Source organism: Micromonospora sp. WMMD1082 (assembly GCF_029626175.1).
Classification (GTDB): domain Bacteria; phylum Actinomycetota; class Actinomycetes; order Mycobacteriales; family Micromonosporaceae; genus Micromonospora.
Map to the genome: position 1 here is coordinate 6,577,299 of NZ_JARUBM010000002.1, position 22,027 is coordinate 6,599,325.

The following is a 22,027-nucleotide window of genomic DNA, read 5'->3' on the forward strand; positions in this document are numbered from 1 at the left end:
CTACCGGTCGGCCGCGAGGGTCGGGTCGTCCATCGGCGGGCACGGCGGCGTCATCGAGGACACCCACCCGACGATCTGCGCGCCCCGGATCTCCAGCGTGCCGTCCTCGAACCGCCAGCCCCAGTCGCTGCTGTCCGTCGAGCGGTGCTCCGCCTCGTACTGTGCCGAGGCATCCGAGCGGGCGTGGCTGACCCGCCCGCCGAACGTGATGAAGCCGAGACTCACCCCACCGCCGCCACCGTAGCTGGTGCTGGAGGCCCGGTAGTCGCCCTTGCTGCTGTCGTACATCGACGACAGGACCCGGCCGTCGCTGCCCCACTTCTTGCTGTGGATCCGGACGTTGCGGATGACCAGGAAGTCCATCGGGATCATCGGCATCATCGGCCGCTCGTTGAGGGACTGGCTGGCGATCGTACCGTCGCTGATGCAGTGCTTCTTCTGGCCGGGCAGATACCAGTTCTGCATGGCGAAGAGATCGGTACGCAGCCAGCGCCGCTGGACCCGGCACAGCGCCCACTCCAGTTCCAGCGAGAAGTCGGAGCCGTCGTTGCGGAACTCGTAGCTGGAGTCCTTCGACGCCGTGGAGCCCCACGTGGACTCGCTCTCCGCGGTGCCGTAGTCGCCGCCGACGAACAGGAACGCGTACCCGACCTGCCCGCCGACGCTGGTCGAGGAGGAGTGGCTGGTCGAGTACGACCGGGCGAAGCTGCTGCTGCCGGAGGCGACGTGCCCGTTGGCCTCCGCACTACTGATCTTCAACCTGGTCCAGCCGATGTCGGTCCTGGTCGGGTCGCACCAGCCGGCCGGCTCCACGTAGGTGTACGGGGTGATCAGCTCCACACCGGACAGCACCAGGCTCCACTTGTCGAACTCATTGCGGGCGCTGGCCACCATCGCCTCGGTGATCGGCCGGCCCTCCGCCTTGATCGTCGCCAGCGCCGCCTCGACCTTCGCCGCGCCCGACGTCTTCCACGCGTCGTAGGCCCGGTCCACCTTGGCCTTCAACGGGATCGACAGCTGCGGCCAGATCGCCAGCCGCGCCGGGTCGGCCTGCGCCCTGAGCTGCTCCTCGGCGAACTCGGCCCGCGCCTCGGCGTACGCCTGGGCCTTGTCCTGGTAGCGCCGGTAGAGGGGCGTGTCGTCCACGATGTCGCCCTGCTCGTCGAGGACGTGCAGCAGCCGGGTCGCCTCGTCGACCCGCTGGCGCACCTCCGGATTGACCGGTGGCGGCGGCGCCGGCTGCATCTGGGTCAGGATCGCCTCGTACTGCGCGTCGAGGTGACGGCCGGATCGGTAGGGTCGGTAGGAACCGTCGGTGGTCACCATGAGCATGTCGTTGGTCAGCTCGGCGGTACGCCAGGCGGCGTACCGGCTCCGGTTCATCTCCGGCACGGCACCCGGCGCGGTCAGGTCGACGGTCGTACCGCCGGGCACCCACGGATCCCGGTACGTGACCGGGTCGATCAGGATGCCCTGCTTGAGGTGCGAGTACACGGTCTCGTCGAGTTGCTCGCCGTCGATCGTGGTGGGTCGTGAGCCGAGCACGCGACCCACGATCCGGTCGAGCGTGGCGAAGATGAGATTCTCCAGTTCGTTCGGCATGGTCGATGCCTCCTCAATGGCGGGATCCTGCTCCGCCGTTTTCTCGGTCGAACGGTGCCCCTTTGCGATGCCGGTCGCTGCGCGTCTGATACGTCCGCCCATTCGGCCGGTGTCGTATCAGCGCGGGACGGCGGAACTCTGGTAGCCGTTGGGTTACGCCGAGTCGTTGGAGGTCCGATGAGCGCAGCAGAGCGCGCGGCCGAGCGCGCCAGTCTCCGGCAGCTGCGGGAGCGGGAACTGGCCGCCCGAGGCGGGCTGTCGCCGATCGCGGCGACCGCGCACGCCTACTACCGGCCGCGTGATCTGGTGCTGACCGTCGCCGCCCGGGACCGCCTCGCCGATCGGCTCAGCGGCTACTACAACGCCTGCCCGGTGGAGAAGGATCCCGGCGACTGGCGGCGGAGCATCGGACTGGACGCGGAGCAGGATCTCGGCGAGCGGTTGCCCGAGGTGGGACGCAGCCTGTGGCGGCTGCCGGAGCAGGTCAGCCCGGCCGAGCACCTGGCGCTGGTCCACGAGCTGCGGGACCGCCTCTCCACCGGGGTGAGCTGCGCGGGCGGTGGCGGTGGTGTCGCCGTCGCGCTGAACCACGTCTTCTTCGGCGAACCGCTCTACCAGGGCGGTCCGGGTGGCGAGCCGCGCCCGGTCGCCGAGCCGCCGGCCGCGTTCCGCGCCGCACCGGGGAACGGCACCGGCGTGGACCTCGCGGTCCTGGACACCGGCCTGCCCGATGGTTGGGAGAGCCTGCATCCGGGGCTCGACGGCCGGCTGTTCCCGAACCGGGACGACCGGCGCGCCACGTACGTCGACGGTCGGCCACCGTCGCGCACGTCGGCCAACGACACCCGGATCCTGGCCAGCCAGTCCGGCCACGGGCTCTTCGCCTGCGGTCTGGCGCAGCGGGCGGCCCCCGGCCTGCGCGTCGATCCGGGTCTGGTGCTGGACGCCAGCGGCGTGGGGGACGACGCCTCGATCGCCGCCGAGCTGCACGAGACGACCGCGCCCGTGGTCAACCTCTCCCTCGGTGGGTACACGGAGGACGACCTGCCGCCCCCGACGCTGACGGACGCCATCGCCGCCAAGGGCGAGAACGTGGTCGTGGTGGCCGCCGCCGGCAACAACGACGGCGCCACCCGGCTCTTCTGGCCGGCCGCGCTGCCCGGCGTGATCGCCGTCGCCGGGTACGACTCCACCGGCGGCGGGCCGGCCGAGACCGACTTCTCCAACCGCGGTCCCTGGGTGGACGTCTGCGCACCGGCGCGGGACCTGGTCAGCTCGTACGTGCGGGGCACCTACCCGGCGCACGACGGCGACCGGGTCCTGCGGGGTTGGGCCGCCTGGAGCGGCACGTCGTTCGCCACCGTGCTGGTCGCCGCCGAGATCGCCCGGCGGGTCCGGGACGCCCGGGGCGAACGCACTCCCCGGCAGGTGGCGCTCGCGTTCGTCGAGGAGCTGGACGCGTCGCGGTGGGACGGGCTGGGCCGTATCTACGTCCCGCCCGCCGACTACACCGACACCGACCGCCCGCCGACCGCCTGATCGCCCGCTCAGGCTCCGAACACGCTGAACGAGGCGGCCGCGGCCCAGGCCGCCGGCCCGGTCGGGCCGACCTCCGCGCGGGCGGCGGCCACCGCCGACTCGGGCGGTACGCCGGCCCGCAACCGCCGGTGCAGTGACTCCATCAGGTCGGAGGTCGCTACGTCGTGCACCGGTGCGACGGCGGCGACCACCGTCCGGGTGCCGAGCGCGAGCAGCGCGGTCGCCAGGCCCATCAGCTCGTCGCCGGCCCGCACCGCCGACGTGCCCGACTGGCAGGCCGGCAGGACGACCAGCCGGGGCGCCCGGCCCAGCCGCTCCAGGTCGTAGACGGTCAGCGGGCCGTCGGCGAAGTCCAACGCGGAGAAGAGTGGGTTGTCGGTGCGCAGCCGCCCGTGCGCCGCGAGATGCGCGAGGCCGGCACCGTCCAGCGCCGAGGTCACGGCCGCGGCCGACGCCTCATCCCCGACGAGTACCCGGGCCCGGTCGTAGGTGCGGCCCACCCCGACGACCTCGGTGTGGGCCGCCGGCAGACCGGGCCCGGCGGCCAGCACCACCGGGCCGGCGGGGTGCGGCACGGGCCTGGTCGCCGCCCGCAGCCACGCCGCGGCCGATGGGGCCACGCGCACCGGACGGGCCGCGAGATCGGGCAACAGGCCCCACGGCACGGCGTGCAGCGCCCCGGTGGGCACGATGACGACCGGCCGGTCCGCCACGACGGCGGCGAGCGGCGCCACCAGCGCGGCGTCCAACGCGCCCGCGGCAGCGGCGGTCGCCCGCCGGACCTGGTCGGCGCCCCGGGAGGTGCCGAAGCCGAGCGCGAGCCGCCGCAGACCGAAGTGCGCCTCCTGGACGGCGCTGCCGACCGGTGCCGCCGGCCCGAGGCGATGCAGCCGGCAGCCGCGCGGGCCGAGGGTCACCGCGAGGAGTTCGCCGTCGTGCTGGACGTACTCGACGAGGACCGCGTCCCCCAGCTCGGCGCGCAGCGTGGCCGGCGCCGGCCCCGGCCCGACCGGCGCGGGCCAGGCACCGGGGGCGGTCCTGCTGGCCCGGACCACCCGCTCCTCGGCGGCCCGCTGCCGCAGCGCCAGGCCACCCGACTCCTTCCCGTCGAGTTGGGCGGCGAGCAGCGCCGCCGACAGGCGCCGCAGCTCGGCGAGGGCCGCGGCCAGCTCCTCGTCCGCCGGTGGTCGCGCCGGCGGCAGCCGCAGGGACCTGGCCCGCACCCGCTCGGCCCAGCGCAGCACCGCCCGTGGATCGCCGCCGTCGATCGCCAGCGACAGCCCCAGCTGGGCCAGGCGTACCCCGTGCGCGGCGACGTGCACCCGGAACTCGGTGGCGCCGACGGCCGCCTGCCGGCGCTCCACGGCGGTGAGCCCGGCGCGCAGGGCCGCCAGTGCCCGGCCCCGGTTGCCGTCCGCGACCTGCCGCATCGCGCTCGCGTACCAGGCGCGGGTGCGCACGTCGAGGGAGGCGGCGCGGCGCGCGGCGGACGCGCGGGCGAGCTGGTCGTCGGCCAGTTCCGCGCGGCCGAGCCGGGTCGCCGCCGCGGCGGCCGTGAGGCGGGCGTCCAACTCGGCCGCGCGCCAGCCCACGGCGGCCAGGGCGGTGGCACGGGCAAGCGCGGTCCGCAACAGCCCGGCGGCCGGCGCGCCGGCGAGCTCGGCCGCGCGCAGTTCGATGACGCCCGCCTGTAGTGCCCAGCCGGCCCGGCCCTGCCGGGCGAAGCGGGTGCGGGCCTGCCGGGCGACGGTCGCCGCCTCCGCCGGGTCGCCGGCGTCCAACGCGGCACGGGCGAGCAGGACCAACCCCTCGGCGAGGTCCGCGTCCTGGCCGCCGCTGCGCAGGATCGTGATGGTACGGCGCAACACGTCCCGCGCCTGTTCCGCCAGGCCGACGCCGAGCAACACCTCGGCCCGGTCGACGTACAGTTGCGGGTGGACCGCGCCGCTGCCCACCAGGGCCTTCTCCGCCGCGTCGAACCGGGCCAGCGCCGCCGGCACGTCGCCCCGGCGGCCCGCCACGAAGCCGCGGTTCCAGTCGACGTCGGCGGCGAACTTCGCCAACCCGAGGGCGGCATGCAACCCCCGGGCCCGCTCCAGGTCGGCCTCGGCGGCGGCGAGGGCGCCCCGGTAGCCGTACAGCAGGCCCCGGTTGTTCAACGCCCTGGCTTCCCACAGCGCGTCACCCGAGCGGCGCAGTACCGGCAGCGCCTCCGCGAAGGCGGCCAGCGCCTCGTCCAGCCGGCCCGCGCGTTGCAGGATGAGCGCCCGCTGGCTCTTCAGCCGCGCCGCCGGCAGGCCGCGCAGCACGCCGGCCGCCCGGTCGGCGGCGGAGAGCGCGGCCCGGATGCGCCCACGGTCCAGCAGCACCAGTGCGAGACTCATCCGGGCCAGCGCCGCCGCCTGCTCGTCGCCGCCCCGGTCGCCGGCGGTGACCGCGGCGCGCAGCCGCCGTTCCGCCCCGGCCAGATCGGGCAGCTCGCGCAGGGCCAGCCCGGCCGCCCGGTGCGCGGTCGAGCCCGCCCCCGGGTCGCGTTCGCGCCGCGCGGCGGCGGCCGCCGCGTCGGCGAGCGCCAGCGCCGCCCTCGGGTCGCGGCCGACCAGTTCCAGGGCCGACTCGGCCAACGACCGGGCCGCGGGCGCGCGCGGCGGTGCCACGGTCAGAGCGTCACCCAGCCGGTGGTCACCGGACCGTCGGACTCCAGCCGGAATCGGTACAGCCCCGGTGGCAGGCCGTCCACCGAGAACCATCCGCCGCCGTCCAGCGGGACCACGCGGCGGCCGGACGGTGTCTCCAGTACGGCGTCGCCGGACGCGCCGGACACCAGCCCACGGAGGGCCAGCACGTCACCGACGTAGCGGACCTGCACCTCGACCGTGGTCGTGCGGCACTCGAAGGACAGCAGGCGCGGCTCGTCACCGTCGCCCCGCACCAGCTCCGGCACGTCGGTCGCCGAGTCCCGCACCAGCGCCGCGTACTCCTCGGCCAGACGGCGGGTGGCCAGCGCGGCGCGGGCGGCCTGGTCCACGGCGGCGGGGGGCGGGTCCACCTGGCCGGCGAGGGCGCGTAGCCGGTTGCTCAGCGCATCATCACGGTCGGTCATGATCGATCCTCGGTGGTCGGCACGTGGTCCGCGAGCGCCGGGGCCGCGCTCACCGTCGCACGCAGCTGGGCGAGACACCGCTGCCGGGTCGGGCCGATCGAGCCGATCGGCATGTCGAGCGCGGCGGCGACCTCGGCGTACGCCGGCGGCGGGCTCGCCATCAGCACGCGGAGCAGCTGCCGGCACCGCGCGGGGAGCGTCTCGAACGCGCGCCACAGCGCGGCGTCCCGCTCGGCGAGCAGGAGGCCCGCGTCCAGCGGTGGGCCCGGGTCGGCGATCTCGACGAGGAGTTCCGGAAAGGCGGACGTGTGCTGGCGCGCGGTCCGGCGGAGCAGTTGGAGGCACTCCCGGCGCACGGTGGTGCCCAGCCAGCTGGCGAGGCGGTCCGGCTCGGTCACCCGATCCAGGTGCTCCACGAGCCGCAGCCAGGTGTTCTGCACGGCGTCGGCAGCTTCCGCGTGGCCGAGCCGGAAGCTGCGGGCGACCGACCACAACAGACCGTTGTGCCGGTCGACGATGGTGTTCCACGCCTGTTGGTCGCCATCGCCGGCACGCCGCAGCAACTCGGCGTTGTCATCGTCAACCCGCGTCACCACACCGACCACCTCGGACAGGGGTATGAGCACTCGATACGTGCAGCCTATGGCAGCAAGAGTCGCGCCGGTACGCGCTGAATACCCGCGCGTCGTATCAACCTGTCGGCGACGCGCCTCTCGTCCCGCGTGAGTGGACCGACAACTGCCCCGAGGAGCTGACGATGAGTGCCGTGATCGCACCGAGATTTGCCGGGATCGACCAATTCGAGCGTTGCGTCGCGGGGGCGCGCATGACCCCGGACGGCTTCGACAAGAACGGCGACCTGACGGTGGACGGCCCCAACGACCCGGACGCCGTGGGCGCCATCCAGCGTGCGTTGCGCGATCTGGGCTATCCGGTGGATGTCACGTTGGCCTACGACGACGCCACCGCCGCCGCCGTACGGAAGTTCAAGATCGATCAACGGCTCGCCGTGCCGGCGGGGATGACCCAGCACGACGGCGTGGTCGGGCCCGGCACCAGTGGTCGCCTCAACGCGCTGTTCACGCCCGCGCCGACGGTCGTGCCACCGCCGACGCCGGTGCCGGCTTCGCCGGCGCTGCAGGCCTGGGAGCGGCTGATCAGCTTCCGGCCGGCCGGGCCGATGCAGGCGGCGCTCAACGCCCGGTTCGGCCTCTTCTCCGCCAGCCGGGTCGTGCACGCGATCGAGGATGCCAAGGGACCGGTCAACCTGGACTTCTACCCGGTGCGGGTCTCGGCGATGCCGACGGAGGGCGGCAGCACCATGACCGCGGAGAAGCTGCTGGAGTTCGTCCGCCGCAACTTCAACAACTTCGTGGACGGCCCGCCGAACGGGTGCGTCTTCCAGCCGTACGAGCCGCTCGTCGACACCGCGGCGTGGCTGCCACCGCTCCTGCCGACGGCGTTCCCGGGTGCGGTGCTCTCCATCGACATGTTCTCGTCCGGCGTCAACGTCGACGACGGGGCGGTCGTGGCGGCCGAGGTGGCGGCCGACCACTGGGTCTTCTCCACGCTGTGGACGCCGGACGACGGCGGGCACCCGGTCAGCGGCAACCGCGAGTTCGGCTACACCGCCGCCAGCGCGGGCGAGTTCGTCTTCTACGCCCGCGGCGCGGACCGGACCACGGCGGCTCTCGACAGCGCCATGTCGACGACGGTGTTCGGCGCGGCCCACCAGCTGTGGCTGTCCTTCCAGCGCCGCCTGGCCGCGTTCGTCAACGGCAACGGTGGCCTGGCGACGATCGAGAGCCCGACCTCCGACAGGTACGACTGGCCGACGGTACGCAGCGCCCACCACCACCCCACGACGGCCTGGGTCCGCTAGGACCCGGGCATCGAGGTCACGGGGGTGGCGGTGCCTCGGGCCGGCGGCGTCACCCCATGGACTTGGCACCGTCGATGGCCTCCCGGACGATGTCGGCGTGGCCGGCGTGCTGGGACGTCTCCGCGATGATGTGCAGCAGCGCCCGACGGGCCGACCAGTGGGCACCCGGCTCGAACCAGGGCGCCTCCGGCAGGGGGTGGCTGGCATCCAGGTCCGGCAGGGTGCGGACCAGCTCGTCGGTGCGCCGGGCGACCTCGTCGTACGTCGTGAGGACGCCGGCGAGGGTCTCACCCGGCAGCATCCGGAACGCCTGCGCGTAACGCTCGTAGGTGTCGGGGTCGGTGGAGGGTAGCGACCCGTCGGGGCCGTCGACGATGAAGTCGACCCAGCCCTGCTCCATCTGGGCGACGTGTTTGATCAGCCCGCCGACGCACAGCTCGCTCACGGTGCTGCGCGCACCGGCCTGCTCGTCGGTCAGGCCCCGCGCGGTGTTGCGCAGGAAGAAGCGGTGTTGTGCCAGGGCGTGCAGCAGGTCGGCGCGCTCGGTGGTCAGCGTTGACTCGATCATGATGGGCCCTTCGTCGGCGGTCAGCCGGATGCTATTGGCCACCTCCGACATTCCGCCGCACCCGTTCCGCCGCGCCGCGTGGGACCGCCTACGGGTTGGCCAGCGCGTCGCGCATCCGGTTGATCTCGACGCCCTGCTCCACCACGACGCTGCTGGCCAGTTCGTTGACGGTGACGTCGGTGCCGAGCGTCAGCGCCTCCCGGCCCATGTCGATCGCGCCCTGGTGATGGTCGGTCATCATGGCGACGAACATCCGGTCGAACTCGGCACCCCGGGCGGCGGTGAGTCGGTTCAACGCCTCCGCCGTCTGCATGCCGGCCATCCGGTGCCGGTGGTCGCCGCCGGAGTCACGGTCGAGCCCGCGGTCGGTCAGCCATGCCTCCAGCACGCCGATCTCCGGCCCCTGGGCGGCCAGGATCCGATCCGCGAGAATCTTCAGCTTCGGGTTCTCGCCGCGCTCCGCCACCAGCCGGGCCATCACCAGCGCCTGCTCGTGATGCGGGATCATCATCGTGACGAAACGGATGTCGGCGTTGTTGTGCGGTGCGCGCGGCAGCGCCGACATCTCGTTCGCCGGCAGGGACTTCGCCGGCTCACCCGGACGCCCGGGCATCAGCACCGGCGCGGTGCTGTCCGGCAGGCCGGGCAGGGCGAGCGGCGGCGGGCTCGCCGTCGCCGCCGGCTTCGGGTCGCCCTCCGGCCACCACAGCACCGCCGCGACCCCGACGGCCAACACCGCCAGCACGGCCAACTCGATCAGCACGATCCGCCGCGACCGCCCGAGGAGCGCCCGGATCCGTACGCCTAGCACAACCTGACTCCCGCCGTCGTCCGAGGCTTGGCGGGGATGGTAGCGCCGCGGCGGCCTGCACCGTCACCCGGCCGTTCGTGTTGCCGAACCGTGACCACAATGCCAACGATCTCCCCGCCACGACAAGGTTATGGTCCCGCTTACCCCCGCTCATCCTTGACGAAGGGTGTCCTACATGTTCGATCCAACCCCACGAGGGAGTCGACGGCTGGCCATCAGCCTGGCCACGACAGCCGCCCTTGTCCTCGCGGGCGTGGTGGCGGCCCCGGCGAGCAGCGCCGCCGAGTCCGCCACGAACGCCATCCCGGGCGTCGACGAGATCGTCAGCTCCCCCAACCTCCAGCAGGTCGCCAACATTCCGAAGTTCGGCGCGTTCGCCAGCGAGAGCGCGTACAACTCGGACCTGGCGTTCCAGGGCGACTACGTCTTCGCCGGCAACTACAACGGCTTCAACGTCTTCGACGTCAGCGACCCCACCTCGCCGCAGGTGGTCAGCCAGGTCGTCTGCCCGGGCGCGCAGGGCGACCCGTCGGTCTTCGGCGACCTGCTGTTCCTCGCGGTCGACTCGCCGCGCAGCGACGACTCGTGCAGCAGCGGCAGCGGCTCGGTGGCCCAGGAGAGTTCCTGGGAGGGCGTCCGGATCTTCGACATCAGCGACAAGGCGAACCCGCAGTACATCAAGTCGGTCCGCACCGACTGCGGTTCACACACCCTGACGCTGGTGCCGGGCAAGGACCACCGCAGCGTCTACGTCTACGTCCAGTCGTACAGCCCGTCGGCCAGCGCGTTCTACTGCAAGCCGCCGCACGACAAGATCTCGATCATCAAGGTGCCGCTGGCGGACCCGACCAGCGCCTCGGTGGTGGCCACCCCGGTGTTCTTCCCGGACGGGGGCAACACCAACACCAGCGGCTGCCACGACATCACCGCCTACCCGGAGCTGGACCTGGCCGCCGGCGCCTGCATGGGTGACGGCGTCCTGTTGGACATCTCCGACCGGGAACAGCCGGTGATCCTCAGCCAGGTCCGGGACACGAACTTCGCGTTCTGGCACTCGGCCACGTTCAACAACGCCGGCACCAAGGTGCTCTTCACCGACGAGCTGGGTGGCGGCAGCGGTGCGATCTGCACCAGCAGCTACCGGGCCAACCAGGGCGCCAACGCGATCTACGACATCGTCGGCGCCGGTGCCGACCGCGAGCTGGTCTTCCGGAGCTACTTCAAGATCCCGCGCGAGAACACCAGCCTGGAGAACTGCGTGGCGCACAACGGGTCGCTGATCCCGGCGATGGGCCGCGACATCATGGTCCAGGCCTGGTACCAGGGCGGCGTGTCGGTGATCGACTTCACCGACTCGGCCAACCCGGTCGAGATCGCGTTCTGGGAGCGGGGTCCGCTCTCGGACACCGCCCGCATCCTCGGTGGAGCCTGGTCGACCTACTACCACAACGGATACATCTACTCCAACGACATCCAGAAGGGCTTCGACGTCCTCAAGCTGGACGACCCGCTGACCAACAACGCCCGCGCGGTGGCCTTCGCCGAGCTGAACGTGCAGACGCAGCCCAGCTACCCGGCCTGCACCACGGTGCTGCGGGGGCGGCACAACGGCAGCATGACCATCAGTAGCGGGGTCACCTGCATGGACGGGGTGACCCAGAACGGGGCGATCAAGGTCAACCCGGGTGCGGGCCTGATCGTCTTCAACTCGAACCTCAACGGCGCGATCCACGCGGTCAACGCCTCCGTGGTGTCGATCGTGGAGAGCAGGGTGAACGGTTCGGTCGACGCCATCGGCGCCACCATCCGGGACAGCAAGATCAACGGTTCGGTGCGGACGAGCTGATCCGTACCCCCGTGTCGACCGCACCACGACGCCGGCCCGGCGGGTCTCCCGCCGGGCCGGCCGGTGCGCGGCGGCCATCCGGCGCCCGCCGACGTCGGCCCTTGACCGGCGGAACGTGATCGGCTTAGCTTCATCAATCAGAAAGGTGTCTTTACTAATCTCGCCTCATCCCTCGTGGGAGTGCCGATGCGACCATTCCGCCACCGCCGCCTCACCGCTCTCGTCGCCCTGACCGCCCTGCTGGTCACCGCCGCGCCACCGACCGCGGCGAGCGCGGGCGACAGGTCGGACCGCCGCACCGGCTACCACCGGGTCGGCTACTTCACCCAGTGGGGCATCTACGGCCGGGCCTTCCCGGTCAAGAAGCTCGACACGTCCGGGGCGGCGAGCCGCCTGACCCACGTCAACTACGCCTTCGGCAACGTGAGCGAGGACGGGCTGTGCTATGTGGACGGTGGACCGGGCGAGGGTGACGCCTGGGCCGACTACCAGCGTCCCGTGCCGGCGGAGGAGAGCGTCGACGGTGTCGCCGACGCCTGGGGCGAGCCGCTCAACGGCAACTTCGGCCAACTGGCCAAGCTGAAGGCCAAGCACCCCGGCCTCCAGGTGATGATCTCGTTGGGTGGGTGGAGCTGGTCGACGTACTTCTCGAACGCCGCCCGCACCGACGCCTCCCGCCGCGCGTTCGTCGCCTCCTGCATCGACCTCTACCTGAAGGGCAACCTGCCGATCCTGGACGGTGGCAGCGGCGGCCCGGGTGCCGCCGCCGGCGTCTTCGACGGCATCGACCTGGACTGGGAGTGGCCGAACTGGCCCGGTGAGCCCGGCAACGTGATCCGCCCGGAGGACCGGGAGAACTTCACCAAGCTGCTCGCCGAGTTCCGCCGGCAACTCGACGCGTACGGCCGGCAGACCCGCAAGCACCACCCGCTGACCGCCTTCCTGCCGGCCAACCCGGCGACCATGGACGCCGGCTACGAGGGACGCAAGATCTTCCAGTACCTCGACTTCGCCACCGTGCAGGGGTACGACTTCCACGGCACCTGGGAGACGGTGACCAACCAGCAGTCGGCCCTGCGGGTACCGAAGGGGGCACCGGACAACCCGGACTTCTCGGTCGAGGTGGCGATCGACGGCTGGATCGCCCGTGGGGCGCCCCGGCACAAGCTGGTCCTGGGCATCCCCTACTACGGCCAGGGCTGGACCGGCGTCACCGGCGGCGGGAACGGCCTGTTCCAGCCCGCGTCCGGGCCCGCGCCGGCCACCCACGCCGCCGGCTACGAGGACTACAAACAGCTGAAGACCCTGGTCCGCGACGGCTTCACCGTCCACCGCGACCTCCGCGGCGGGCACGCCTGGCTCTTCGACGGTACGACCTTCTGGACGTACGACGATCCGGCGGTCGTGCTCCAGAAGACGCTCTACATCCGGCTGGCCGGCCTGGGCGGGGCGATGATCTGGTCGTTGGACGGCGACGACGACAACGCTACGTTGACCAGGACGATCGACCTCGGGCTCACCACCTGGTAGCCGTACTCCCCGCTGCCCGCCGCCGGCGGTGTCCTCGCCCGGCGGCGGGCAGCGGACGAGCTAGTCCAGGATGCCCTCGTGCAGCGCGCGCAGTACCGCGTTCGTCCGGTCCCGGGCGCCGAGCTTGGTGAGGATCGTGGAGACGTGGTTCTTGACGGTCCCCTCCGCGAGGAACAGGACCTCGGCGATCTCGCGGTTGCTGTAACCCTGCGCCACGAGACGCAACACCTCCCGTTCGCGGTCGGTGAGACCCTGCACGGGTGCCGCTCCCGGGCCGGCCGGTGAGGGCCCGGACCGGATCGCCCGCAGCATGCGGTCGGTGATCGACGGCGCGATGAGTGTGCCGCCGTCGGCGAGCGTCCCGATCGCCCGGGTGAGCTGCGCCAGCGTCACGTCCTTCAGCAGGTAGCCACGGGCGCCCGCGCGGAGGGCGGCCAGCACGAGTTCGTCGTCGTCGAACGTGGTCAGCACCAGCACCGGGACGTCGACGTTCTCCGCGCGCAGGCGCTCCAGCGTCCAGATGCCGTCGAACCGGGGCATCCGCAGGTCGAGCAGGATCACGTCCGGCGAGGTCCGGTCGACGACCGCGAGGGCGGCGCGACCGTCGTCGGCCTCGCCGACGACGTCGATCCCGGCGACCTCCAGCAGCCCGCGGATGCCCTGCCGGATGAGGGTCTGGTCGTCGACCACCACCACGCGGGTCATCGCGCCGGCACTCGCGCGGTCACCCGGAATCCGTCGCCGCCGTCCACGGCCAGGTCGCCGCCGAGGGTGTGGAACCGCTCGCTGAGCCCGCGCAGCCCGTTGCCGAGGACCACGTTGCGCGCCCCACGGCCATCGTCCCGGGCGTCGAGAACGGTCCCGTGGTCGTCGGCGGTCACCAAGATCCGCAACTCGCGCGCGTCGGAGTGCCGGATGGTGTTCGTGACGATCTCCTGGGTCGCCCGGACGAACGCCGCGTTGCCCTCCTCGTCGACGTGTACGCCGGGCGAGACGTCGATCGTCACGTCGAGGCCGGGCAGATCCCGGGCGACGCCGCGCAGCGCCTGCGCGATGTCGGGGGTCTCGGCGCGCAGCTGCCCCACCGTGGCGCGGACGTCACCGAGCAGGTCGCGGGCGACCCGGTTGGCGCGCTCGGTGTGGGTACGGGCGGCATCGCCGTCGAGGTGACGGGCGGTCTCCAGCTCCAGGGTCAGGACGGTCAGTTGGTGGCCGATCAGGTCGTGCAGCTCGCGGGAGATGCGCAGCCGTTCGGCGGTGCGGGCCGACTCCGAGAGCAGCACGCTGGCGGCCTGCAGGTCGACATGCGCCTCGGCGAGTTCGCGGCGCATCCGCTGCTCGCGCAGCAGCGTGACCGAGCTGAGCAGCGACGCCAACTGGATGAGCAGGTAGAAGCCCCCGAGCACGGTGACCTCCACCGGGTCACTGGCGGCCGATCCGGTGCCGAGGATGATCACCACGGTGTTGAGACCGACGACGATCAGGCCCACCCGCAGCGGCACCACGTACACGCTCACGGCCGCGGTGAGGACCAGCAGCACCGGCAGCAGTCCCAGGCTCGACGCGGACAGCACCAGCACCCAGGCGGCGACGACGGTCGCGGCGAACGCACCGTAGCGCAGCCGGCCGGACACGCGCGTGCCGACCGCGGCGAGCAGGGCGGCCAGGAAGCCGACGAAGAGCGCGATCCACCAGCCGTGCGGGATCGTGGTCTCCACCGCGCCGAACAGCCCGGGTGCGGCGACGGCGACCGCCACCACGAGCATCGCGAGGCCGGACCATTCGTCTGTGCCGACGCGTCGCATGATCTCCACTCTAGGTCGGGGGTGTGGCGCCGCGCCCGTGCCGAAAGTAATGCCTGCACGTGATGACTTTCGGGACATGGAATCCGCCCGGCCCGCTCCTACCGTCGAGGCATGAGCAGCACCGAGCCGGCGATCCTCGCCGAGAACCTTGCCAAGCGCTACGGCCGGACCCAGGCGGTCGCCGAGGTGAGCCTACGGGTCGAGGTCGGCGAGGCGGTCGGCGTCGTCGGCACCAACGGTGCGGGGAAGACGACCACGGTCGAGATGATCGCCGGGCTACGCGTACCCGATCGGGGGCGGGTACGCGTGCTCGGCCTCGACCCGCACCGCGACCGCGCCCGGCTCCGGCAGGTCCTCGGCGTGCAGTTGCAGCACGCCCACCTGCACCACGCGCTGCGCGTCACCGAACTGGTCGACCTCTACCGCAGCTTCTACCCCGCACCCCGCCCGACCGACGAACTGCTGGACATGGTCGACCTGACCGAACAGCGCCGGACGATCTTCGACAAGCTCTCCGGCGGCCAGCAGCAGCGACTTTCGATCGCCCTCGCCCTCGCCGGGCGGCCACGGGTGGTGATCCTCGACGAGCTGACCACCGGCCTGGACCCGAAGGCACGGCGGCGGATGTGGGGCACGATCGAGCGGCTCAGATCCTCCGGCGTCACCATCCTGCTCGTCAGCCACGCCATGGAGGAGGTCGAGCGGCTCTGCGACCGCGTCGCCGTCATCGACGCCGGACGCGTCGTCGCGCTCGACACCCCGGCGGGTCTCGCCGCCCGCGCGGCGACCGCCACCCTCGACGACGCGTTCGTCGCGTTGACCGGAAAGCACCTGGAGGACGCCGAATGAGTATTGTCGTCGAGGCACGCCGGCCCGGGGTGCGATCCCTGCTCACGCTCATCAGGTGTGAGGCGAAGATGGTCGTCCGGGACACCGCCGGCCTGGTGGTCCCCCTCTGCCTGCCGCTGCTGATCATGCTGACCAGCGCCTCCTCGGCGAGCCGGACCGTCGTCGCCAACGGGCGTACGGCGCTGGACCTGTACGTCCTCCCGCTCGTGTTCACCATGGTCATGGCGATCATCGGCATCATCAACATGCCGAGCTTCCTGGCCTACTACCGGCGGTCCGGCATCCTCCGCCGGCTCGGGGTGACCCCCGCGTCGCCGGCCATGGTCCTCGCCGCCCAGGCGATCGTCAGCATCCTCCAGGCGACCATCGGCATCACCGTCGCCCTGGTCGTCGCGTTCCTGGCCTTCGGCGCGAACCCGCCCGTCGACGTCGGCGTCGCACTCGGCGTACTGGCGCTGGCGATGGCGGCGATGTACGGCGCCGGGATGATCGTCGCCGCGGTCGCGCCCACGCCGAACTCCGCCGTCGCCATCGGTCTGGTCGCCTTCTTCATCCTCGGCGCCCTCGGCGGCATGTTCGGCGGACGGGACGCCCTGCCCGAACCGGTCGCCGAGGTCGGCGGCTGGCTGCCCTTCGGCGCCGCGGTCGACGCCCTGTCGTCGGCGTGGGCCGGCACGGCGGTGCAGGCTCCGCAGCTGGTCGGCCTCGGCGCGACGGTCGTCGTCGGTGCCCTGGTCGCGGGCGCCCTGTTCCGGTGGGAGTGACGCACCGACCCGCCGGCCGGGCCAACCCGGCCGGCGGGCGGGGTCAGGGCGGCGGCGCGGTGAGCAGGTAGTCGTCCGCCTCGGCGCTCCACCGCAGGCCGACCGCGCCGCCGGTGGCGGCGGCCGTGCAGAACTGGAGGAAGCTGCGGTAGCCGAGCTTCTTCTCGCTGAAGTCCGGCCGGACGCGCCGGAGCTGGTTCTTCAGCCCGGACAGGGCCACCTCGCCGGTCTCACCGGCGAGGTCCTGCACGACGGTACGCAGCAACGCGAAGTCGGTCTCCCGCTCGCCGTGTTCCGGCAGGGAGACCTCCGGGTCGCCCTTGGCGGGGCCCTCCGCCAGCTCGACCACCCGGTGCCCGGCGAGGTGGCGCAGCAACTCGCCGAAGGTGCGGAACCCGTAGTCCGACTCGCTGAAGGTCGGATCCTTGCGCAACAGGGTGCGCTTCAGCCTCGACGCGGTCACCTCCCCGCCGGAGCCACCCTGGAGGCCGGCCACCGTCTGGGCCACGAGGACGGCGAGCGCGTCCACGTCGCGGGCCGGTTCCACGACCGGTGGCGCCTCCGGCTCCAGCTGCTCCACCTGCTCCGCCGGCTGCGGCTGCGGCTCGGGCAGCCGGGCCGGACGGGCCCGCCGACCCCGCGTCGGCAGGATGTCGACCCCCTCCAGGCGGTCGTAGTAGAGGAACTCGTCGCACGCCGGTGGCAGCAACGCCGAGGTGGACTTCTCCACACCGACGCCGATGACCTGCTTGTTGAGTTCGCGGAGCTTGTGGACCAACGGGGTGAAGTCGCTGTCGCCCGTGCAGAGCACGAACGTCGAGATGTAGTCGCGTTCGAACGCCAACTCGATCGCGTCGACGGCCATCTTGATGTCGGCCGCGTTCTTGCGCGTGGCGCCCATCCGCTGCGGTATCTCGATGAGTTCCACGTGCGACCGGGTCAGCATCCGCCGGTCCTCGTCGAAGTACGACCAGTCGGCGTACGCCCGCCGCACCACCACCCGCCCGCGCTCGGCCAGCGCGTCGGCGATGGGCCGGAAGTCGAACATCGCGCCGCCCCGGTGATCACGCACCCCCAGCGCCAGGTTCTCGTAATCCAGGAACAGGGCGATCCGGTCTTCTGGCTCCACCCGAGCAGCGTACGTCGGTGGTGTTCGCTACGACGGTAGGCCCCACGGCGCCGACACCGTCCGGTCAGCGGCGGCGGCTACCATCGCCCGATGGATCTTCGCGGCACGATCAGCCCGGACCGCCCGCTCCTCGTCCTGGCCATCGCGGAGGAGGCCGCGTACCTCGATCCGGAGCTTCCGGTGCTGCTCACCGGGATGGGAAAGGTCAACGCGGCGGCCGCCCTCGCGACGACGCTGGCCCGCTCCCCACTGCCGTCGGTGGTGGTCAACCTCGGCACCGCCGGAGCGCTGCACGCCGGCTGGACCGGCACCCACGAGGTGGGCGCCGTCCTCCAGCACGACCTGGACACGGAGTTCATCCGCAGGCTGACCGGCCAGACCGTCGGCGCACCGCTGACCTTCGGCGACGGCCCCGTGCTGGCCACCGGCGACCAGTTCATCGCCGACGACGAGGTACGCGCCGCGCTGGCCCGACGCGCCCAGCTGGTGGACATGGAGGGCTACGCGGTGGCGTCGACCGCGCGGCGGTTCGGCGTACCGGTCCGCCTGGTCAAGCACGTCAGCGACGAGGCCGGGGCCGGGGCGGATCTCACCTGGAAGGAGTCGGTGGACGGCTGCGCCCGACTGCTCGCCGAGTGGGTACGGGAACAGCTCTGACCCCGCCGCGCGCGCTCAGCCGCGTTCCCGCTCGACGATCTCGCGTACCGCCGGTGCCACCTCCGCGGCGAACCGTTCGGTGATGGTGTGGTCGTCGCCGCCGATGAGGAAGGCGGTGACGCCGTGGGTGAGGGCGAGATCGGCGAGCTGCTCCACCCACTGGGCGGGTGGACCGCCCAGCAGGCCCCGGCCGGCGGCGGAGAACTCGACGTTCATGACGTTCATCAGCCGGCGTACCGCGGCCGGCGGACGGCCCGCCTCGGTGGCGGCCTCGTCGATGCGGGCGTTGAGTTCGGGTAGCGAGGCGACGCCCTGGGGCAGGTACTCGATCGTGGGCAGCCAGCCGTCGCCGAGCGCACCGGTCAGGGCCAGCATCTTCGGCTTGTACGCGCCGACCCAGATGCCGATGTCGTGCGCCGGCCGCGGTCCCCGCTTGGCACCGGTGACGTGGTAGTAGCGACCGTCGTGGCGTACCGCGCCGCGGGTGTCGGTGTCCCACAGGTCCCGGATGATCGCGATCGCCTCGCGGAGGGCGCCGACCCCCTGGCCCGCGGTGAGCCGGCGGCCGCCCATCGCGGCGATGCCGTCCCAGAACGCTCCGGCGCCGATGCCCAGCTCGAACCGGCCGCCGCTGAGGATGTCGAGCGAGGCCGCGGCGCGGGCGAGCACGGCCGGCGGGCGCAGCGGGAGGCTGAGGACGTTGCCGCTCAGCCGTACCCGGGTGGTGCGCGCGGCGACGTAGGACAGCAGCGTCCAGGTGTCCAGGAACGCCGGCTGGTAGGGATGGTCCTGGAACGTGACCAGGTCCAGCCCGACCCGGTCCGCGGTGACCGCGAGGTCGACCGCGTGTTCCGCGCCCTGCGCACCGGGGGTCACGAAGGTGCCGAACAGCAGGTCGTGTCCGTAGTCGGTCATGGCGTGGCCTCCTCGTTCGTCGGCCCGGTGACGGGCGGCCCGGCCGGGGCGCCCCGCTGCGGGTCGATGTTGAAGTTGTCGCGGAACAGATTGTCGGGGTCGTAACGCCCCTTGAGCCTCCGGAGCCGGGCCAGGGTGTCGGGCGGGAAGGCGTCGCCCAAACGCTCGGGACGCAGGTCCGTGTCGAAGCTGAGGTAGAGGCCGTCGAAGTGGTGCGCGAGGCCGTCCCACGCGGCGTCGAGCGCGGCGCGGTCCGCGCCCATCGCCGTCACCTGGAAGGCGGGCGTACGATGCGCGAACGCCGTCGCGTCCGGCGGCGTGTCCGCGATCGCGCCGCCCATGCTGCGCAGCTGGAAGAAGTAGACCCGGCCGCTGCGCAGCAGCCGGGCGGCGTCGCGCGCGAACTCGGCCGTCAGCACCGGCAGGAACGCGGACCTGGAGACCGGCTCGCCCGCCCCCTGGTGACCGTCGGGACCGACGTCGACAGCCTGGTCCATGACGTCCCGGTACCGGGTGAGCACGACCTGCTGTTGCGCGAGCAGACCCAGCGCCGTGAACGGGGTGAGCCGGTCGACGATCACGTCGGGATCCTGCGCGTCGACGATGGCGTACAGCTGCACCGCCGACTGGCCCTGACGCGGTCGCCCGGTGACGAGGAAGGCCGTCGTGTCCCGGGGCGCCGTGCTCGCCAGCTCGCCGAAGCGACGCAAGGTCCCCTCGATGTCGGCACTGACCATGACGAGCTGGGCCCAGCCGATCTCGCGCAACTCGTCGACCTCGAACTCGAAGGCCGTGGCCACACCGAAGTTCGCGCCGGCGCCGCGTACCGCCCAGAAGAGGTCGGGATTCTCGGCCTCGCTCGCCCGTACCCGGGTGCCGTCGGCGAGCACCAGCTCGACGGCGCGCAGATGGTCGATGGTGAGTCCATACTTACGCGACAGATACCCGATCCCGCCCGCGGTGGCCAGCCCGCCCACCCCGACCCCACCGTAGTCACCCGAGCCGAGGGCCCAGCCGTACGGGTCCAGCGCGGCCGCGACCTGCTTCCACGTCGCGCCCGGACCGATCCGCACCAGACGCCGGTCCTCGTCGAGGATCTCGATCCGGTTGAGCCCGCCGACGTCGATGACCAGCCCGCCGTCGTTGGTGGAACGACCGCTGATGCCGTGCCCACCGCTGCGCACGCCGAGCGGAACATGCCGGTGGCGGCGCGCGAACGCGACGGCGTCCGACACCTCGGCCGGTGTGCGGGGCCGAAGCACCAGCCCGGGTGCGCCGCCGCGAAGGTAGGTCGACGCACTGCCACGGTACGCCGGGTCACCGGGCTCGATCGCCGTATCGGTCAGGGACGCCGGCACCCCGTCGTAGTCGATGCCGGCCCGCCGTCGCGCACGGACGGCCGCCGTACGTCGGGGTGGGCCGCCCCGCTTCAGCTCGCCCGCCAGGGCGGTCAGCCGATCCACGTCCGCTTCCGTGCGCACGGGCACCACCACCGGCAGCCCACCCTCGGCCAGGGCACACAGCTCGTCGCGCCCCATCCCGATGGCACCGGCTTTTCCGGTTCCGGCGGACGCGATACCGGCAGACGCGGTGCCGGCAGACTCGGTGCCGGTGGACGCGGTGCCGGCGGGCGCGGTGCCGGCGGGCGCGGTGCCGGCGGACGCGGTGCCGGCGGAGGCCATCACCCAGGCCGACTCCGACGTGATCAGCCTGGTGCCGGCCAGGATGTCGAGACTCTGGTGCGCCTTGGCGACCACGGTGGGGTACGCCGCCTGCGGATCGACCGGATCGACGGAACCCGCCGGGTCGGTCGGGTCGGTCACGGCCGCCCGGTCCGTCGCGCCCGGCGGATCGGTCGCGGCCGCCGGGCCGGTCAAGCCTGGCGGATTGGTCACGGCCGTCCGGTCGGTCGCGGCCGGCGGGTCGGTCGGGCCTGGCGGGTCGGCGTGGGAGACCGGCGTGGCGGCGACGCCGATCTGGATGTGCTTGGTCCGTCCGGCGAGCCAGGCCGCGGTCGTCCACGCATCCAGCCCGTGCGGTCCGTCGCGCGTGCCGTCGTCGCGCAGGACGACAAGGTCCAAGCCGCCCGTCTCGGCACGGCGCGCCAGGGCGGCAGCGGCCTTGGGATCGGCCTGCACCCTGACGAGATCCAGCGCGATCCCCAGCTCCACAGCCATCCAACCCTCCATCGATCTTCTTTACCTCAGATCATATGCTGCCAAGACGATCTGCCCAACAGCCGATACCAGCGCCATATTCCACCCCAGCTCGCCCGCCACCCGCACACCCACTCCGAAACCTGCAGATCTTGGACAGTTCCCGTTCGGGCGAAACGGAAGCTGTCCAAGATCTCGACACGTACGCCGGTCGGTCGGCGGTGGGGCAGCCCGACAATGGGCCGGTGAACGCGCTGATCATCCGCGACCGCGAACCCACCGACCTGCCCGGATGTGTCGGGCTGCTGGCCGAGGTCCACCGGCATGACGGCTATCCGCTCAACTGGCCGGCCGATCCGTACCGATGGCTGCACCCGCCGGAGCTGTGTCACGCCTGGGTCGCCGAGGCCGACGCTGCCGGCCTGGTGGGACACCTCGCCGTCCATCTCACGAACGGCGACCCGGACCAGCCGGACCACGCCGACCAGGACTCCACCGGCCAGGACTCCACCGGCCCCGACCGCGCTGGGCCAGACCGCGCCGGTCCTGAACGCGCGGAGGTGGCCCGGCTGTTCGTCTCGCCCGCCTTCCGTCGCCGCCAGGTCGCCATCGGTCTGCTCCGTGCGGCCCGACGGTGGGCCACCGACCGACGGATGGACCTGACGCTGGAGGTCGTCGACCGGCAACGGTCGCCCGCCGTCGCGCTGTACGAACGCGACGGCTGGCGACACGCCGCCACCGTCACCGCCGACTGGACCGCCCCGGACGGCGCTCCGGTCACCCTGCGTCGCTACCTAGCCTCCGCAGACCCGCCCCGGCGGGCATGACCGAGCCGCCGGGTGTCACTCGACCAGGCCCGCGGCGGGACCGC

At 72.5% G+C, this 22,027-nt stretch carries 18 protein-coding genes and 1 pseudogene; 8 read left to right on the forward strand and 11 right to left on the reverse strand.

Going from position 1 to position 22,027, the window contains the following annotated elements; translation table 11 throughout:
• Complete coding sequence (locus O7615_RS30245; protein WP_278181197.1) at nt 1-1,602, reverse strand: hypothetical protein; 1,602 nt, start codon at nt 1,600-1,602, stop codon at nt 1-3.
• Between the two features lie 177 nt (nt 1,603-1,779).
• On the opposite strand from O7615_RS30245, the gene O7615_RS30250 reads away from it, so the two are divergent.
• Nucleotides 1,780-3,141: a S8 family serine peptidase gene (locus tag O7615_RS30250; RefSeq protein ID WP_278181198.1), complete on the forward strand. Its 1,362-nt coding sequence runs from the start codon at nt 1,780-1,782 to the stop codon at nt 3,139-3,141.
• 8 nt (nt 3,142-3,149) lie between these two features.
• Here the strand turns inward: O7615_RS30250 and O7615_RS30255 are convergent, their stop codons facing one another.
• The 3 genes from O7615_RS30255 to O7615_RS30265 are packed head-to-tail and all read right to left on the reverse strand — an operon-like array spanning nt 3,150 to nt 6,840.
• The gene (locus O7615_RS30255; RefSeq protein WP_278181199.1) at nt 3,150-5,798 is read right to left on the reverse strand and encodes a CHAT domain-containing protein; all 2,649 of its coding nucleotides are present in this window, start codon (nt 5,796-5,798) and stop codon (nt 3,150-3,152) included.
• A 2-nt stretch (nt 5,799-5,800) separates the two neighbouring features.
• Nucleotides 5,801-6,244, reverse strand: a complete 444-nt coding sequence (locus tag O7615_RS30260) for a hypothetical protein (RefSeq protein WP_278181200.1) — start codon at nt 6,242-6,244, stop codon at nt 5,801-5,803.
• Nucleotides 6,241-6,840, reverse strand: a complete 600-nt coding sequence (locus tag O7615_RS30265; protein ID WP_278181201.1) for a sigma-70 family RNA polymerase sigma factor — start codon at nt 6,838-6,840, stop codon at nt 6,241-6,243. Before O7615_RS30265 ends, O7615_RS30260 begins: the two co-directional genes overlap by 4 nt.
• Nucleotides 6,841-7,001: 161 nt before the next feature.
• On the opposite strand from O7615_RS30265, the gene O7615_RS30270 reads away from it, so the two are divergent.
• Nucleotides 7,002-8,126: a peptidoglycan-binding domain-containing protein gene (locus O7615_RS30270; protein ID WP_278181202.1), complete on the forward strand. Its 1,125-nt coding sequence runs from the start codon at nt 7,002-7,004 to the stop codon at nt 8,124-8,126.
• 49 nt (nt 8,127-8,175) lie between these two features.
• Here O7615_RS30270 and O7615_RS30275 read toward each other — a convergent pair whose 3' ends face one another.
• The gene (locus O7615_RS30275; protein ID WP_278181203.1) at nt 8,176-8,736 is read right to left on the reverse strand and encodes a DinB family protein; all 561 of its coding nucleotides are present in this window, start codon (nt 8,734-8,736) and stop codon (nt 8,176-8,178) included.
• Between the two features lie 46 nt (nt 8,737-8,782).
• Entirely contained in the window at nt 8,783-9,505 is a 723-nt protein-coding gene (locus tag O7615_RS30280) for a DUF305 domain-containing protein (RefSeq protein WP_278181204.1), read from the reverse strand.
• Nucleotides 9,506-9,680: 175 nt separating this feature from the next.
• Here O7615_RS30280 and O7615_RS30285 point away from each other — a divergent pair.
• Together O7615_RS30285 and O7615_RS30290 are read left to right on the forward strand one after the other, a co-directional pair.
• Nucleotides 9,681-11,069: pseudogene (locus tag O7615_RS30285) on the forward strand (hypothetical protein); the annotation flags it as partial.
• 468 nt (nt 11,070-11,537) lie between these two features.
• Entirely contained in the window at nt 11,538-12,881 is a 1,344-nt protein-coding gene (locus O7615_RS30290; RefSeq protein WP_278181205.1) for a glycoside hydrolase family 18 protein, read from the forward strand.
• A gap of 60 nt (nt 12,882-12,941) precedes the next feature.
• On the opposite strand, the gene O7615_RS30295 is transcribed toward O7615_RS30290, so the two are convergent.
• Both O7615_RS30295 and O7615_RS30300 read right to left on the reverse strand, forming a co-directional pair.
• Nucleotides 12,942-13,586 (reverse strand): response regulator transcription factor, encoded by a 645-nt coding sequence (locus O7615_RS30295; RefSeq protein WP_278181206.1) that lies wholly within the window; start codon nt 13,584-13,586, stop codon nt 12,942-12,944.
• Nucleotides 13,583-14,686 (reverse strand): histidine kinase, encoded by a 1,104-nt coding sequence (locus tag O7615_RS30300; RefSeq protein ID WP_278181207.1) that lies wholly within the window; start codon nt 14,684-14,686, stop codon nt 13,583-13,585. Before O7615_RS30300 ends, O7615_RS30295 begins: the two co-directional genes overlap by 4 nt.
• 111 nt (nt 14,687-14,797) lie before the next feature.
• On the opposite strand from O7615_RS30300, the gene O7615_RS30305 reads away from it, so the two are divergent.
• Nucleotides 14,798-15,535 carry an ABC transporter ATP-binding protein gene (locus tag O7615_RS30305; RefSeq protein ID WP_278181208.1) on the forward strand — a complete coding sequence of 246 codons (738 nt, stop codon included), beginning with the start codon at nt 14,798-14,800 and terminating at the stop codon, nt 15,533-15,535.
• A complete protein-coding gene (locus tag O7615_RS30310; RefSeq protein ID WP_278181209.1) occupies nt 15,532-16,299 on the forward strand; it encodes an ABC transporter permease in 768 nt (255 codons plus the stop codon). The genes O7615_RS30305 and O7615_RS30310 overlap by 4 nt, the downstream gene beginning before the upstream one ends.
• Before the next feature lie 43 nt (nt 16,300-16,342).
• Here the strand turns inward: O7615_RS30310 and O7615_RS30315 are convergent, their stop codons facing one another.
• Nucleotides 16,343-17,428, reverse strand: a complete 1,086-nt coding sequence (locus O7615_RS30315; RefSeq protein WP_278181210.1) for an NYN domain-containing protein — start codon at nt 17,426-17,428, stop codon at nt 16,343-16,345.
• A 90-nt stretch (nt 17,429-17,518) separates the two neighbouring features.
• Here O7615_RS30315 and O7615_RS30320 point away from each other — a divergent pair, with 90 nt between their 5' ends.
• The gene (locus O7615_RS30320; protein ID WP_278181211.1) at nt 17,519-18,085 is read left to right on the forward strand and encodes a nucleosidase; all 567 of its coding nucleotides are present in this window, start codon (nt 17,519-17,521) and stop codon (nt 18,083-18,085) included.
• A 15-nt stretch (nt 18,086-18,100) separates the two neighbouring features.
• On the opposite strand, the gene O7615_RS30325 is transcribed toward O7615_RS30320, so the two are convergent.
• Together O7615_RS30325 and O7615_RS30330 are read right to left on the reverse strand one after the other, a co-directional pair.
• Complete coding sequence (locus O7615_RS30325; RefSeq protein WP_278181212.1) at nt 18,101-19,000, reverse strand: LLM class flavin-dependent oxidoreductase; 900 nt, start codon at nt 18,998-19,000, stop codon at nt 18,101-18,103.
• Nucleotides 18,997-21,177, reverse strand: a complete 2,181-nt coding sequence (locus O7615_RS30330) for an LLM class flavin-dependent oxidoreductase (protein WP_278181213.1) — start codon at nt 21,175-21,177, stop codon at nt 18,997-18,999. The genes O7615_RS30325 and O7615_RS30330 overlap by 4 nt, the downstream gene beginning before the upstream one ends.
• 224 nt (nt 21,178-21,401) lie before the next feature.
• Between O7615_RS30330 and O7615_RS30335 the strand changes: the two genes are divergently transcribed.
• Nucleotides 21,402-21,983, forward strand: coding sequence for a GNAT family N-acetyltransferase (locus tag O7615_RS30335; RefSeq protein ID WP_278181214.1), 582 nt, complete (start codon nt 21,402-21,404; stop codon nt 21,981-21,983).
• The last annotated feature ends 44 nt before the right edge of the window (nt 21,984-22,027 follow it).

Bases quoted from the DNA above. Each gene is read 5' to 3' on its own strand.
- O7615_RS30330 (WP_278181213.1), bottom strand. From the start codon at position 21,177: ATGGCTGTGGAGCTGGGGATCGCGCTGGATCTCGTCAGGGTGCAGGCC.
- O7615_RS30305 (WP_278181208.1), top strand. From the start codon at position 14,798: ATGAGCAGCACCGAGCCGGCGATCCTCGCCGAGAACCTTGCCAAGCGC.
- O7615_RS30295 (WP_278181206.1), bottom strand. From the start codon at position 13,586: ATGACCCGCGTGGTGGTGGTCGACGACCAGACCCTCATCCGGCAGGGC.
- O7615_RS30310 (WP_278181209.1), top strand. From the start codon at position 15,532: ATGAGTATTGTCGTCGAGGCACGCCGGCCCGGGGTGCGATCCCTGCTC.
- O7615_RS30245 (WP_278181197.1), bottom strand. From the start codon at position 1,602: ATGCCGAACGAACTGGAGAATCTCATCTTCGCCACGCTCGACCGGATC.
- O7615_RS30300 (WP_278181207.1), bottom strand. From the start codon at position 14,686: ATGCGACGCGTCGGCACAGACGAATGGTCCGGCCTCGCGATGCTCGTG.
- O7615_RS30270 (WP_278181202.1), top strand. From the start codon at position 7,002: ATGAGTGCCGTGATCGCACCGAGATTTGCCGGGATCGACCAATTCGAG.
- O7615_RS30260 (WP_278181200.1), bottom strand. From the start codon at position 6,244: ATGACCGACCGTGATGATGCGCTGAGCAACCGGCTACGCGCCCTCGCC.
- O7615_RS30325 (WP_278181212.1), bottom strand. From the start codon at position 19,000: ATGACCGACTACGGACACGACCTGCTGTTCGGCACCTTCGTGACCCCC.
- O7615_RS30320 (WP_278181211.1), top strand. From the start codon at position 17,519: ATGGATCTTCGCGGCACGATCAGCCCGGACCGCCCGCTCCTCGTCCTG.
- O7615_RS30250 (WP_278181198.1), top strand. From the start codon at position 1,780: ATGAGCGCAGCAGAGCGCGCGGCCGAGCGCGCCAGTCTCCGGCAGCTG.
- O7615_RS30290 (WP_278181205.1), top strand. From the start codon at position 11,538: ATGCGACCATTCCGCCACCGCCGCCTCACCGCTCTCGTCGCCCTGACC.